Here is a 13938-nt window from a genome sequence, read left to right as displayed (position 1 = left end):
CAATGGGGCCTCGATGAAAGTTCAAGTCTTGCTGGTGCGCTCGTGCGCGGTTTTGTGCGCCGTCGGCCTGTTGGCAGCGGCCAGTCTTGTGCACGCGGCGCCGCCGATCCGCCTCGCGCTCATCGAAGGGATGAGCGGGCCTTTCGGCAACGCTGGCGCCATGGTCGAGCGCAATCTGCGCTTTGCGATCGATCGCGTGAACGCACGTGGCGGGGTGAAGTTGCGCGATGGCGCGCATCCGCTGGAGTTGACGGTGTTCGACAGCAAGGGGGCCGTGGAAGAGAGCCTGGTGCAGCTCAAGGCCGCAGGCGATCTTGGTATTCCGTTCGTCTTGCAGGGCAATAGTTCGGCGGTCGCATCGGCGTTGATCGACGCGGTCAACAAGCGAAACGCCCGCGAGCCGGGACAGCGCATGCTGTTCTTCAATTACTCGGCCGTCGATACGGCACTCACCAACGAGCAGTGCAGCTTCTGGCATTTCGCGTTCGACGCCAATGCCGCCATGCGCATGCAGGCCCTGACCGAAGCGATCAAAGACGACGCGAGCATTCAGAAGGTCTATCTGCTGAATCAGGATTACAGCTTTGGCCGGCAGGTCGCCGGGCTTTCCCGTCAGATGATCGGCGCGAAACGTCCGGACGTGCAGATTGTGGGCGAGCAGTTCAGCCCGGTTGGGCGCGTGAAGGATTTCACGCCCTATCTCGCGCGAATTCGCGCCGCAGGCGCCGACACGGTCGTGACGGGGAGCTGGGGCAACGATCTGACGCTGCTCGTCAAGGCCGCGCGCGAGCAGGGGATGGAACTCAAATTCTATACGTTCTACGGCAATGCGCTTGGCGCGCCGGCGGCGTTGGGCGAGGCGGGCGTGGGGCGGGTGTATGCCGTGGCCGAATGGCATCCGAACGTGGGTGGCGAGGCGTCGGACGCGTTCTACAAGGCATTTCGCGCGCGCTATCCCGAGGCGCGCGACGACTATGCGCTACTGCGCATGAGCGTGATGATCGACATGATTGCCGCTGCACTGGAGCAAGCGGGAACGACCGATGTGACGATGGTGGCGCGTGCGCTCGAGAATCGCCGGGTTCGCGAGGCGCCGGCGGACGCCTGGATGCGCCCGAACGATCACCAGATGATCGAACCGCTGTATGTCTCCGTCATGCGCCGTGCGGGAGAGCCGGGTGTGAAGTTCGACAACGAAGGTTCGGGCTTCGGGTTCAAGACGGTAATGGAGTTGCCCGCGAGCAAGGTGTCGCTGCCCAGTACCTGCCGGATGGCTCGCCAGCGCTGATACGGCAGCGAGGAGGAAGGTGTTGGAGGGCGCTTACGTTGATTTGTCGCAATTTTTAGGATAATCGGCCAGGATTTTTGCGATTATTCAGGGAATGTCCCGGTTTTCGACGCCCGAATCCGGCGGTCAGGCCCGTCCGAAGCGGCGAGACGTGGAAAAATGTGGCGTCTGGATACCAACTCCCGTATAATCGCGCACTTGCAGTTTTGTTTATGCGTGGCAATGCCGCGCATGTTTTTGTAAGTTCACGGCACGGCCTTTCTTCCGTGACCGCATGTCTCCAAAGGAAATGAAATGACTGTTGAAACCACCAAGAAGTCGGACGTCGTGGCGCAATTCGCCCGGGCCGCCAACGACACCGGATCGCCCGAAGTGCAAGTTGCGCTGCTGACCACGCGCATCAACGAACTGACGCCGCACTTCAAGGCACACATGAAGGATCACCACAGCCGCCGCGGTCTGCTGCGCATGGTGAGCCGCCGCCGCAAGCTGCTCGATTACCTGAAGGGCAAGGATGCGGACCGCTACCGCGCCCTGATCGAGAAGCTGGGCCTGCGTAAGTAAGCGATTACGATTACGACGAGATGCCTGTATCAGCGTGCTGATGCAGGCATTTTGTTTTTGGGCACTGCCTGACGGATGTCATGAGGACGTCTTTCAGGCCGTCAACCCGGCAGTTGCGCCGGGTGCTCGGTTTACGGGGCCTCGTCGGCAAGCAGGGCTTGTGTCATTCCAGGGTCGCCTCTGACACGCACGGCAACGCGCCGAGCAACGCTGGAATGGCATAACACTCCCCCCTGTAAGGCGTCGGGATCACCCCGGCAGCGATATCGCGCCGCTGCTGCATTCGCGCGATTCGATATAGGAGTGCAAATGTTCAATAAAGTCGTGAAGTCTTTCCAATGGGGACAAAACACGGTTCGCATGGAGACCGGTGAGATTGCCCGTCAGGCATCCGGCGCTGTGCTCGTCGATATGGACGATACCGTCGTGCTCGCCACGGTTGTTGGTGCCAAGAAGGCCAAGGCAGGTCAGGATTTCTTCCCGCTGACCGTCGACTATCTGGAAAAGACTTACGCCGCCGGCAAGATCCCGGGTGGCTTCTTCAAGCGTGAAGGCCGTCCGTCGGAGAACGAAACGCTGACGTCACGCCTGATCGACCGTCCGATTCGCCCGCTCTTCCCGGAAGGCTTCTACAACGAAGTCCAGGTCGTGGTGCAGGTTGTCTCGCTGAACCCGGAAGTGCCGGCCGATATTCCGGCCCTGATTGGTGCTTCGGCCGCGCTGGCCATCTCGGGTCTGCCGTTCAACGGCCCGGTCGGTGCTGCACGCGTTGCCTACGTCGACAGCCAGTATGTGCTCAACCCGTCGCGCGAGCAGATCGCCAAGTCGAAGCTCGACCTGGTTGTCGCCGGTACGGAACAAGCCGTGCTGATGGTCGAGTCGGAAGCGCAGGAACTGCCGGAAGACGTGATGCTGGGCGCTGTGGTGTTCGGTCACGAGCAAATGCAAACGGCCATCAACGCCATTCACGACCTCGTGCGTGACGGCGGCAAGGCCGAGTGGGATTGGGCCCCGGCGGCCAAGAACGACGCACTGATCGCACAAGTAACCGAACTGGCCGAAGGCCCGCTGCGCGCCGCTTACCAGACGCGTGAAAAGCAAGCGCGTACGCAGCAACTGCGTGCCGTGAGCAGCGACGTCATCGCCAAGCTGGGCGAAGCCGCCACCGCCAAGGGCGAAGTGGCTCCGGACGACATCGAAGTCGGCAACATGTTGTTCGATCTGGAAGCCAAGATCGTGCGTAGCCAGATTCTCGCGGGCGAGCCGCGTATCGACGGCCGCGACACGCGCACGGTGCGCCCGATCTCGATTCGCACCGGCGTGCTGCCGCGTGCCCACGGTTCGGCGCTGTTCACGCGCGGCGAAACGCAGGCACTCGTGGTGGCCACGTTGGGCACCAAGAGCGACGAGCAGATCATCGACGCGCTGCAAGGCGAGTACCGCGATCGCTTCATGCTTCACTACAACTTCCCGCCGTTCTCGACGGGTGAAACGGGGCGCGTGGGTTCGCCCAAGCGTCGCGAAATCGGTCACGGCCGTCTGGCCAAGCGCGCGCTCGTGGCGTGCCTGCCGGGTGCAGACGATTTCGGCTACACCGTGCGTGTCGTGTCGGAAATCACCGAGTCGAACGGTTCGTCCTCGATGGCATCGGTGTGCGGCGGTAGTCTCGCCATGATGGACGCGGGTGTGCCGCTGACCTCGCCGGTTGCCGGTATCGCTATGGGCCTGATCCTCGACGGCAACAAGTTCGCCGTGCTGACCGACATTCTCGGCGACGAAGATCACCTGGGCGATATGGACTTCAAGGTGGCCGGTACGTCGAATGGCGTGACCGCGCTGCAGATGGACATCAAGATCCAGGGCATCACGAAGGAAATCATGCAGGTCGCCCTGGCACAAGCCAAGGAAGGCCGTTTGCACATCCTCGCCAAGATGACGGAAGCCCAGTCGGGCGTGCGTACGGAGCTGTCGGAATTCGCGCCGCGCATGGTCACCATCAAGATCAACCCGGAAAAGATCCGTGACGTGATCGGTAAGGGTGGTTCGGTGATCCGCGCGCTCACGGAAGAAACCGGCACGAGCATCGATATTTCGGACGACGGCGTGGTGACGATCGCCAGCCCGAGCGCTGAAGGTATTGCCGAAGCGAAGCGTCGCATCGAGTTGATTACGGTGGAAGTCGAAGTCGGTCAGGTGTACGACGGTACCGTGCTGAAGCTGCTCGAGTTCGGTGCGATCGTTTCGGTGCTGCCGGGCAAGGATGGTCTGCTGCACATCTCTGAAATCGCCAACGAGCGCATCAAGGACATCAACGAGTACCTGAAGGAAGGTCAGTTGGTGCGCGTGAAGGTGATTCAGCAGGACGACAAGGGCCGTCTGCGCCTGTCGCACAAGGCACTCACCGACGAAGAAAAGCAGGGTGGCCCGGTGCTGGTCAAGCGCGAAGGCGAAGCCCAGTAATTCGGGTATGGGTACGATGCCCGGCGGCGTGTCTTGTGCACGCCGCTAAGCAAAGGAAAAACGGCGGCTCTCTGGAGACGCCGTTTTTTTATTCATCGCACGGATTTGCAAAATAATGCGGAAAAAATGCGAGAAGGGTATTTACAGGAAATGGGTTTGTCATTAGAATCTCATTTCGCTGTTCGGGGGGTATAGCTCAGCTGGGAGAGCGCTTGCATGGCATGCAAGAGGTCAGCGGTTCGATCCCGCTTACCTCCACCACGGATTCAGAAGCTTGAATTTCAAGTTGCGTCGGACGAGCAAGATTCTTGCAAAAACGCCGCAAAAAACTTGAAAATAAAGCTTCACAAGCGAAGAAATGTTGTTTAGAATAGCGTTCTTCGCGAATTGCAGTAAAGCGAAACAGACAAAGTTTTGACGATTTTGTCCCCTTCGTCTAGAGGCCTAGGACATCACCCTTTCACGGTGAGTACAGGGGTTCGAATCCCCTAGGGGACGCCAGAATTGGTGCCGGTAGCGAGTCGGTGTCAGTTTGAAAATGCCAAGCAGTTGGTGGCGTAAAGCCCGCTGAAAGTCAGGCGGGTTTTTTTGTCGGTTTTGGAGCGGTAGTTCAGTTGGTTAGAATACCGGCCTGTCACGCCGGGGGTCGCGGGTTCGAGCCCCGTCCGCTCCGCCAAAACCTACGAAGTTCGGGAGTCTGCGCGTGAAAACGCGGCGATGCCGAACAACAAGCAGGAAAGCAAAGTGAGTGACATCACGATGCTGTAGCAAGTTTGGAGCGGTAGTTCAGTTGGTTAGAATACCGGCCTGTCACGCCGGGGGTCGCGGGTTCGAGCCCCGTCCGCTCCGCCAAACGAAGAAAGCCCAGGCTGATGCCTGGGCTTTTTTTATCTCTCGACGCTCCTGTTTCGAAGCCTCGCAGCGAGGTATTCCGGAGCGCGCCGATGTGTGATCTTCCCCGGTAATGTTGTCTTCGCAATGCATGCGGGTTTTTTGCGTTGTTTTGAAAAAATCCGCAATTCAGGCGCATTGTCTTGTGTCGACGACAGGGTGAGGTGGACTTTCAGGCCGCGACACCCTGACGCCATTCGGTCAGCGCACGAGGCAGGGCCGCTTCGGATCGAATTTCCAGTCAGGAACGAGATACTGCATGGCGACGCTGTCGTCGCGCGCACCAAGGCCGTGCTCGAGGTACAGGGCGTGGGCGGCTTCCACTGCATCCATATCGAGTGTGACTCCGAGACCCGGCGCAGTCGGCACTTGAACGTTGCCGCCGACGATTTGCAGCGGGTGCTTCGTGAGGTGCTGGCCGTCTTGCCAGATCCAGTGCGTGTCGATGGCGGTGATCTTGCCGGGGGCGGCAGCCGCGACATGTGTGAACATCGCGAGCGAGACGTCAAAGTGATTGTTCGAGTGCGATCCCCATGTCAGGCCCCAGTCGTGACACATCTGCGCGACGCGCACCGCCCCCTGCATCGTCCAGAAGTGCGGGTCGGCCAACGGAATGTCCACAGACTGCAACTGAATCGCGTGGCCCATCTGACGCCAGTCCGTTGCAATCATGTTGGTCGCCGTCGGCAAGCCCGTTGCGCGACGGAATTCCGCCATGACTTCGCGACCGGAATAGCCATTCTCGGCGCCGCATGGATCTTCGGCGTACGCGAGCACGTCGTGCTTGTCGCGGCATAGGCGCACCGCTTCGGCCAGCGACCACGCGCCATTCGGATCGAGCGTCACACGTGCCTGCGGGAAGCGCTTGGCGAGCGCGGTGACCGCTTCGATTTCCGCGTCGCCATCGAGCACACCGCCCTTGAGTTTGAAGTCCTGGAAGCCATAGCGAGCGTGAGCGGCCTCTGCGAGACGTACGACTGCCTCGGGCGTCATGGCGACTTCCGTTCGCACGCGTTCCCAGTCGTCGCGCGCGGCGCGATTATCGGCGTAGGGGAGGTCGGTGGCGCATCGATCGCCGATGAAGAACAGATAGCCCAGCATGGCGACTTCGCTGCGCTGCTGTCCTTCACCCAGCAGTGCGGCCACCGGCACCTCAAGGTGTTGGCCCAGCAGGTCGAGCAGCGCTGCTTCGAGCGCCGTTACGGCGTGGATCGTCGTGCGCAGGTCGAACGTCTGCAAGCCGCGCCCACCTGAATCGCGATCGGCGAAGACGCGACGTGTCTGACCAAGCATCGCCTGAATGTTCGCGACCGACTGACCGACCACATAGGGACGTGCGTCTTCGAGCGTTTGGCGGATAGCTTCGCCGCCGGGTACCTCGCCCACACCGGTGTGACCGGCACTGTCCTGAAGCAGGATCAGGTTGCGCGTGAAGAAGGGGCCGTGTGCGCCGCTCAGGTTCAGCAGCATGCTGTCGCGGCCGGCGACGGGGACGACGCGCAGATCGGTGACGATGGGGGTTCGGCTCATGGCGGGTAGACGTTGATCAGACCAAAGGGAATGGAGCGTTGCGACGTACGATCTTGTTGTATGTCGTCAGACAACATTCTATGGAAAGTTGACCGGAATGCCTTTGCGGGTTTACCCGTTTTCGCCATGATGGCTGGAATTGGCCGGTCGGAATACGGAATGCTGCCGGAATTTTCGTTCGCGACAATCATTGCCATGTTGTCGTACAACGAATGGATTCGCCGGCTACGGCGTCATTGGACTTTGACCCGGACCACCCAATGCAGATAGAGAAGCAAGCCTACAGCGGCGATGGCGATACTTGCAGTGTTGGCGAACCAGAAGCCTGCCGCGCCATACAGCCACTCGGGCGTAAGACCGCCGACGTCGAAGCCCAACACATATCCACCCCCCAGGCCAACGCCCCAGAGCGATACGGCGTAGATGAGAGTCGGGATGACCGCCACCTTCCACGCGCGCAGCACGAAGACGGCATTCACTTGCAGGGCGTCGAATACGTGGTAGAGCGCGACGATGGCCAGCAAGGGCGTGGCAACCACCGCGACCTGCGGATCGGCCGTATAGGCAGCGAGAATCAGCGGGCGGCAGAACCACATGAGGGCAGCCAGTATCAGGCCCAACGTGCCGGCAAACTCCACACCCCGGCGTCCGATCAGGCGTGCCAGCGGGAAGTCGCGCGAACCGATGGCCTGCGCGGTGAGTGTCGCCGTCGCAATGGCAATCGACATGGGCAGCATGTACATGAGGGCGCCGAGGTTTGCGGCGATCTGATGGCCGGCCAGCGTTACGTCGCCCAGTCGGGCAATGAAGATCGCCATGAACGAGTACGCCGTCACTTCGATCAGATAGCTCAACCCCATCGGCACACCCAGCTTGAGCAGTGCGCGAATGGCCTGCCAGTGCGGCCAGCAGAAGCGGGAGAAGATACCGAACTCGCGCAGCTTCGCGTGACGTGCCATCAGCGTGAGTCCCAGTGCACACGACACCCAGTTGATAGCGGTCGTGGCGATGGCGCAGCCGGTGCTGCCGAGGACTGGAATGCCGAGTCGCTCGACGCCGTATATCAGCACTAGATTTAGCGGCACTTTCAGCACCAGCCCCGTCACCTGAATAATCATGACGATGCGAGGCTGTGCCACGGCCGTGGACAGCGAGGAATACACGCGAAAGAGCAGGGCGGCGGGCAGCCCGAACGCGAGAATCTGAAGATAGGCGCTCGCGCGGGCTTCGAGTTCGGGTGTCGCTTCGGAGAGTTGCAGAATGAACTGCGGATGCGACAACAACAGAAAGCCCGGTGCCGAGAGGAACAGGGCGAGCCAAAACGCCTGCCGGACTTCCTCGCCAATGGCTTCACGCTCCCCTGCACCGAAGAGTTGCGCGGCAATCGGAGACAGGGCGACGAGAATGCCCATCAGGCCGACATACACGGTGATGTAGATCGACCCGCCGAGCGCGAGCGATGCGAGATCGAACGCCGATGCACGACCGACCATGGCCGTGTCCATCACCCCGAAGGCGATGACGGCCAACTGGCCGATCAGAACTGGCCAGGCCAGCCCGGCAATGCGCTTGATGTCATGCCACATGGCGCTATGTGATTAGCGCGGACGTGTGGCGCGGCGCCACGGACGCTCTTGCAAAACGTAGAGGCGGAAACGCTCGTCGCGGTCGGCCGCGCGGCGGCCCTCCCAGAGTTGACGCCATTCATACGGCGCGAGCGACAGCGGTTCGCTGTAATCCTGGGAGTCCTGGCGCAGCAGCACATCGCAATCGTCGTTGGCCGAGCCGAAGCGCATCTTGCCGAAGTAGGCGAACGAGGCGAGCTGAGCGTCGCCGACGCGCGCGGTGCGAATGCAGGTGTAATCCGCCGGCAGATGCGCGGCGATTTGTGCTGCCACGTCGCGGTACGTTCTGCCATAGTTCACGACGGGCAGCCACAGCGTCATGAGCAGCACCCACATGAGCGTGGTTCCCCCCGACGAGAGCACCACGCTGCGCCACAGTACTTTCGGGCTACGCGATACGCGCCATGCCACCAGCGCTACCCAGGCACCCGTCACGAGCAGAGCGCTAAACAACGTGATCCAACTGAATTCGGGTTGGAAGCCGGGAACTAGGCGTCGAAGGTTGCGCGCCGTGGATGCCGGAAACCCCGTGATACCTGCCAGCCAGACGATCCAGACGAAGCCGGCCAGCACGGTGAACGACAGCACGGCGAACCAGTCGATGGCGTTGACCGTGCCGCGCTTGAGTGTGGGCAGGCCGAACGCGGCGATGATCGACAGAGGAGGCAGGGCGAGCATGAAGAGCTGGTTGCCCTGATGAGCCTGGAGCACGATCAGCACGAGAATCGCGATCGTGAAGGCCAGTGCGATCGCGATGTGCGGTGCGCGTCGCAGACCGCGCCATGAGTGCAGCGACCACGCAGCGAGCGGCCATGCGGGCCAGGCGAACAACGCGAGGTTCTTGGCGATATAGCTAAGCGAGTGGAGTGTCGGGCCACTGAACGCGTCTACGCCGATATCCGCCCACTCGCCGAGCCAGGGGCGGGCGCCGTCGGCAAATTTGAGTGCGGCGAGCGGCCACGTGCACGCGACGAGTAGCGTTATCGGCGTGGAGACCAGTAGCAGCATGCGCAGGGGCAGGGCGCGACACACCAAGGCGGTGACAACGCCAGCGATCCAGAGCGAGAGCGTCATCAGCGGCGACGACGCGAGCGCCATGCCACCCAGCGCGAGACCGAACCACACGGCGCCCTGGCGCGGCTTGTCGAGGCTGCGCACGAGGCCGTAGATGGCCATCGAGATGAGCGTGAGCTGACCCACTGCCGACGTCGTTTCGTGCCCGCGCTCAGTCAGCCCGAAGCAGGCGAGCAGAATCAGCAGTGCGCCGTCGGCGAGGGTGCGGCCGTAGTCGCGCGGCTCGGGTTCGCCGCCGAACGCGTATTTAAAGGGTTGCACTTCCGGGCGGCGACCGAGCAGGTAGGTGCCGTACCAGATGAACGTGCAGGTCATGTAGAAGCACAGACCGGTGACGATGCGCGCGGCATCGGGCGCGTCAAGCCATGAGAAAGTGCGAATGGCGAGCGCGCCGAGCCACGAGACGAGCGGGCCGCTGTCGTAGATGGGTTTCCCGGCGATATTCGGCAGCAACCAGTCGGACAACTGACCGTGCGCCATCGTCCACATGACGCCGAAACCGGCGGCGTCTTCGTTCTTCCACGGGTCGCGACCGAACAACCCCGCCAGCACATAGATGACACAAATGGCGATCAGCAGCGAACGCGGTAGCGCACTGGTGGCAGAGGCGGTAATGCGAACTCGTTTCATAGGCCGGACGACAGAGCCGGCACAGCGGCCGGATCGGGAAGACTCAGGGGGCGAGCCGGAACTGGCTCGGGGATGAAATCTGGGGTGAAGCTCGGAGTTACGCTACAGGAGCACTCGGGGACACCGCAAAAGCCGACAGTATGACAGTAACCGGTGCCGCGGCGCAGGCCAGACCCAACAAAAAAGGGCAGCCTGAGCTGCCCCTTTCCGATGCTTTTCACAACGCTGGGGTGTTGCCCCTGATGTGCTGGCCCGCCAGTGCTTGCCGGGCCCCGCATCGCGTCGTCTGGCGCGTCGCCGATGAAACTCAGGCGATCTTGCCGCCGGCGCGGTTGCCGAACTTCTGGCGGAACTTGTCGACACGGCCGGCCGTGTCCATGATGCGCTGTTCGCCGGTGTAGAAGTTGTGCGAAGCCGACGACGTTTCGATCTTCACGAGCGGGTAGGTCTTGCCATCCTTCTCGGCGGTTTCCTTGGTGTGGATCGTCGAGCGGGTGATGAATTCGAAGTCGACGCCGGGCGTCATGTCGCGGAACAGGACTTCGCGGTAATCCGGGTGGATGCCTTCTTTCATGATGTACCTTGGGTTAAGTCGGTAGCCAGTCTGCGCGGGAGGACGTTGCCTGGGTTGATTGCCCCAGGAGGCGTCCCGTTGGCCCGCTAACGCCGTCACTGTCATGCGACTGGGAAGGCGTCAACCACTTTCCGGGTGAGTAAAACGCGCATTATGCCATGAAAACAGTGACTTTCGCAAAGTTTTCATGGGGTTGCGGCTGGCGCGGGCGACATGCCGGCAATGGCTTCGCCGCCGCTGCCGGGTGCCGCCGCCGGATCTTGCAGGAAATAACGCGAAAACAGCGTATACAGGGCCGGATATTCGTCGCGGAAAGCCTCCGGGGCGACGAAGAACGCCTCGGCGCAAACAGCGAAGAATTCCGATTCGTGCTCGGTGGCATACGGGTCGAGAAGCGAGGTCGAGGCGAAGGCGTCCCAGCGATCGTCGGGAACGTTGGCCACATGGTGACAGAACTCCTCATAGGCAGGGTCGAAGACATTGCACCAGACTTCCGGTGTCAGGTCGCCATGCAGGCGCCGCAGCATCGGCGGCACGCCGTCCGCATCGCCGGCTTCCATATCGATTTTGTGAACGAACTCATGGATCACGACGTTGTACGCCAGCACGTCGCGCGCCTGAACATCTTGCCACGACAGGACCACGGGGCCGCCCTCCCATGCTTCGCCGCTCGCTTCCTGTTCGACGTCGTGCACGACCCCCGCTTCGTCCTGCACGGTCTTGCGAATGAGGAATTCGCCCGGATACAGCACGATGCCGGTCCACCCGCGATACAACGCACTCGGGAGATTGAGAATCGGCAGGCACGCTTGCGCCGCAACCGATACGCACATCGCTTCGGTCAGCGGCAGATCATGCGCAGTCGAAAAGTGCTTGCTGGCCAGAAAGTCGGTTGCGAGTTCGCGGAGCTTGCCTAGTTCGGCCGGGCTGCGACGCGCGAGGAACGGTAGTGCATTCACGACCTCGAGCCAGAGGGCGTCGTCGATGGCCGTGCGCGCGGGAGAACGCCGGAGGCGGGCAAGCAGGGTCTTGAGCATGACGAAAGTGGCCGGAAATTTGACGCCGCAGCGACGGATCGCGCGGTGCATTCGTGCATCAATGGCGCATCGATTCTAATTTAGCTGCTTTTGAATTGCCGCAAAAATTGCACCGCACAGCGCAACGATGGCGACGAAGTGAAAGTCGTCGATAAACGACAGGAACGACGCTTGTCGCTGAATCATTTGGGCAATCTGGGCGAGTGCGGCCCCATGTGCCTGCGAGGCGGCCACGCCGGCGTGGGTGAGCGCATTGGCAAGCGAGTCGAGCGTCTGAGTGAAGACCGGATTGAACGGATTGGCCATTTCCGTCAGGCGAGTGCGATGCAGCGCTTCCCGATGCTGGTCGAACGCCACGATGGTCGACACGGCGAACGAGCCGGAAAGCTGACGCAGAATGTTCTTCAACCGGTAGCCGTGCGCGAAGCTCTCGTGATCGAAGGTGCGAAAGGTCAGGTTGGCCACCGGCAGCACGGTGAAGATGCCAAACACGGCCTTGAGCGCGAGCACGCCATAGAGTTGTGACTGACCGGCATCGGGCGGCATGGCGCCGAGCCACAGGTTGGTGGCGATCGTCATCGCGAAACCACTCACGATCAACAACTTCTTGTGCGTGATGAATTTGGCGACGCGGAAGTACACCAGCAGCAGAAATACGGTGAGCAGCGCGGAGTCACCGAGCAATTGGCCGGTGCGCTCGACCGTGAAGCCGAGCCCTTGCTCGAGCATGTGCGGCATCAGATAGCTTTGCGTGTTTGCCAGATAGTAGTAGGCCACGTACAACACCAGTCCGACCTGAAACTCACGCCGGCGCAACGATTGCAGGCGGATGAGCGGTTCCGGATGTTGCCACTGGTGATAGCCGAACCACACGAGGGCGCCCACGCCTGCGACCGTCAACAGTGGCAGCCAAGGTGTTTGCAGCCACTGCGAGTAGCGCATCTCCTGGAGCACGACCTGAAATGCACCCATGGCGAGTGCGAAGGCCATGAACGGTGCAAACGGGTAATTGCCGCCAGTGACGCGATCGCGCAGGCGGCCCACGTCGGGTACGGAGAGCCACGTAAGCCCCGCGAGCAGCACGGCGGGCGGTGCGGTGCACAGGAACAGCGTGCGCCAGGTGTAATCGGAGACGAGCAGTCCGCCGACGAGCGGCGCGGCGGCCGAGCCGGTGAACAGCAGCAGGGCGAACGTTTGCACAGTCTTGCCGCGGTGTTCCGCCGGCATGCTCACTTGCGCGAGAATGCGGCAGGAACTCATCCAGCTTCCCGCGCAAAAGCCCTGACACGCCCGGGCGATCACGAGCTGCGTCACGCTTTCGCTCGTTCCCGCGAGGATGGCGCCGCAAGCATAGAGCAGCAACGACGCCGTCAGATACCGGCGATAGCCGATGCGCTCGACGAACCACTGCTGTTTGAGGATGGCGAGGACCGATGCAATGCCGTAGGCGGTCGTCATCCACACGAATTCTTTGGGCGAGGCGTCGACGCCGCCCGCAACGTAGACGGCAAAATACACCAGCAGCGCGTTCTCGAAGAACTCCAGCCCCGGGATCAGGCCGAGGGCGTAACGGTAGGCCTCGATGCGCATCGGCCGCAGCGGGTTGGATGGCGGCGAGGCAGCGGAACCGGTCGGCGGGGCGGCAGATGTCATGACGAGCGACGGGGGCGATGTGCGTCGGCGGGCGAGGTGTCAGGTAGACGAATGCTTGCGGATTCGCGCGGCGCGCTCCGCCAGCAGTTCGTCCGCAGACACGCCGCTAAGGCGCTGCTCGATGTATTGCAGGTCGTGCGCGATCTGTGCTTCGAGCTTTTCCGCTTCGCGCAATTCGCGGCGCACTTGCGCCGTGCGTTCGCGTAACGTGCCGAGCTGCGAGTGAAGGGCGTCACGAACGACTTGCAGATCTTCCTCGTTCATGCGCGATTTGCCCGATTCGACCAGACGCATCGGGCGCTTGAGCATCTCAGTGATCGCGGCGATCGAGAAGCCGAGCGAGCGCATGCGCAGAATTCGCCCGAACGTTGCGAGATCCGCCTGGGTGTACATGCGGTAGCGTCCGCCGCTGCGTGCCGGCACAACGAGATTGAGTTCCTCGTAATATTTCAGCGTGCGCGCCGTCACGCCAAGCGCGGCGGCGGCCTGACCGACGGTCAGCAGATGCGTGTCGTCAGACGGTGTTTCCGTCGATGACTGGGGCGCGAGATCTGTGGGCATGGGCTTGCCTCCGATCGGAAGATGAACGGAATGCTAGCACAACCTGTACGT

General features: G+C 61.8%; 10 protein-coding genes and 4 tRNA genes. 7 read left to right on the top strand and 7 right to left on the bottom strand.

What is annotated here, in order from left to right; genetic code table 11:
* Nucleotides 1-13 precede the first annotated feature (13 nt).
* From C266_RS14945 to C266_RS14915, 7 genes are all read left to right on the top strand, one after another.
* Nucleotides 14-1288, top strand: a complete 1275-nt coding sequence (locus tag C266_RS14945; RefSeq protein WP_051126346.1) for a branched-chain amino acid ABC transporter substrate-binding protein — start codon at nucleotides 14-16, stop codon at nucleotides 1286-1288.
* A 294-nt stretch (nucleotides 1289-1582) separates the two neighbouring features.
* Nucleotides 1583-1852: a 30S ribosomal protein S15 gene (gene rpsO, locus C266_RS14940; protein ID WP_010806083.1), complete on the top strand. Its 270-nt coding sequence runs from the start codon at nucleotides 1583-1585 to the stop codon at nucleotides 1850-1852.
* A gap of 303 nt (nucleotides 1853-2155) precedes the next feature.
* Nucleotides 2156-4312 (top strand): polyribonucleotide nucleotidyltransferase, encoded by a 2157-nt coding sequence (gene pnp, locus C266_RS14935; protein ID WP_036663129.1) that lies wholly within the window; start codon nucleotides 2156-2158, stop codon nucleotides 4310-4312.
* Between the two features lie 185 nt (nucleotides 4313-4497).
* A tRNA-Ala gene (locus tag C266_RS14930) sits at nucleotides 4498-4573 on the top strand.
* A 164-nt stretch (nucleotides 4574-4737) separates the two neighbouring features.
* A tRNA-Glu gene (locus C266_RS14925) sits at nucleotides 4738-4813 on the top strand.
* Between the two features lie 98 nt (nucleotides 4814-4911).
* A tRNA-Asp gene (locus C266_RS14920) sits at nucleotides 4912-4988 on the top strand.
* Between the two features lie 99 nt (nucleotides 4989-5087).
* Nucleotides 5088-5164: transfer RNA gene (locus C266_RS14915), tRNA-Asp, on the top strand.
* 240 nt (nucleotides 5165-5404) lie between these two features.
* Here the strand turns inward: C266_RS14915 and gudD are convergent.
* The 7 genes from gudD to C266_RS14880 all read right to left on the bottom strand — a co-directional run bounded on the left by gudD (nucleotide 5405) and on the right by C266_RS14880 (nucleotide 13887).
* Entirely contained in the window at nucleotides 5405-6733 is a 1329-nt protein-coding gene (gene gudD, locus C266_RS14910) for a glucarate dehydratase (RefSeq protein WP_010806081.1), read from the bottom strand.
* A gap of 233 nt (nucleotides 6734-6966) precedes the next feature.
* The gene (locus C266_RS14905; RefSeq protein WP_010806080.1) at nucleotides 6967-8319 is read right to left on the bottom strand and encodes an MATE family efflux transporter; all 1353 of its coding nucleotides are present in this window, start codon (nucleotides 8317-8319) and stop codon (nucleotides 6967-6969) included.
* A 12-nt stretch (nucleotides 8320-8331) separates the two neighbouring features.
* Nucleotides 8332-10062 carry a glycosyltransferase family 39 protein gene (locus tag C266_RS14900; protein WP_010806079.1) on the bottom strand — a complete coding sequence of 577 codons (1731 nt, stop codon included), beginning with the start codon at nucleotides 10060-10062 and terminating at the stop codon, nucleotides 8332-8334.
* A gap of 307 nt (nucleotides 10063-10369) precedes the next feature.
* Nucleotides 10370-10636, bottom strand: a complete 267-nt coding sequence (locus tag C266_RS14895; RefSeq protein ID WP_010806078.1) for a type B 50S ribosomal protein L31 — start codon at nucleotides 10634-10636, stop codon at nucleotides 10370-10372.
* A gap of 185 nt (nucleotides 10637-10821) precedes the next feature.
* The gene (locus tag C266_RS14890; protein WP_051126344.1) at nucleotides 10822-11673 is read right to left on the bottom strand and encodes a zinc-dependent peptidase; all 852 of its coding nucleotides are present in this window, start codon (nucleotides 11671-11673) and stop codon (nucleotides 10822-10824) included.
* A gap of 75 nt (nucleotides 11674-11748) precedes the next feature.
* The gene (locus C266_RS14885; RefSeq protein ID WP_010806076.1) at nucleotides 11749-13326 is read right to left on the bottom strand and encodes an MFS transporter; all 1578 of its coding nucleotides are present in this window, start codon (nucleotides 13324-13326) and stop codon (nucleotides 11749-11751) included.
* Between the two features lie 39 nt (nucleotides 13327-13365).
* Nucleotides 13366-13887 (bottom strand): MerR family transcriptional regulator, encoded by a 522-nt coding sequence (locus tag C266_RS14880; protein WP_010806075.1) that lies wholly within the window; start codon nucleotides 13885-13887, stop codon nucleotides 13366-13368.
* Nucleotides 13888-13938 lie beyond the last annotated feature (51 nt).

Source organism: Pandoraea sp. SD6-2 (assembly GCF_000389825.1).
Classification (GTDB): Bacteria; Pseudomonadota; Gammaproteobacteria; order Burkholderiales; family Burkholderiaceae; genus Pandoraea; species Pandoraea communis.
Note: the sequence above shows the minus strand (reverse complement) of the source record. Positions and strands in the feature narration are given on the sequence as shown.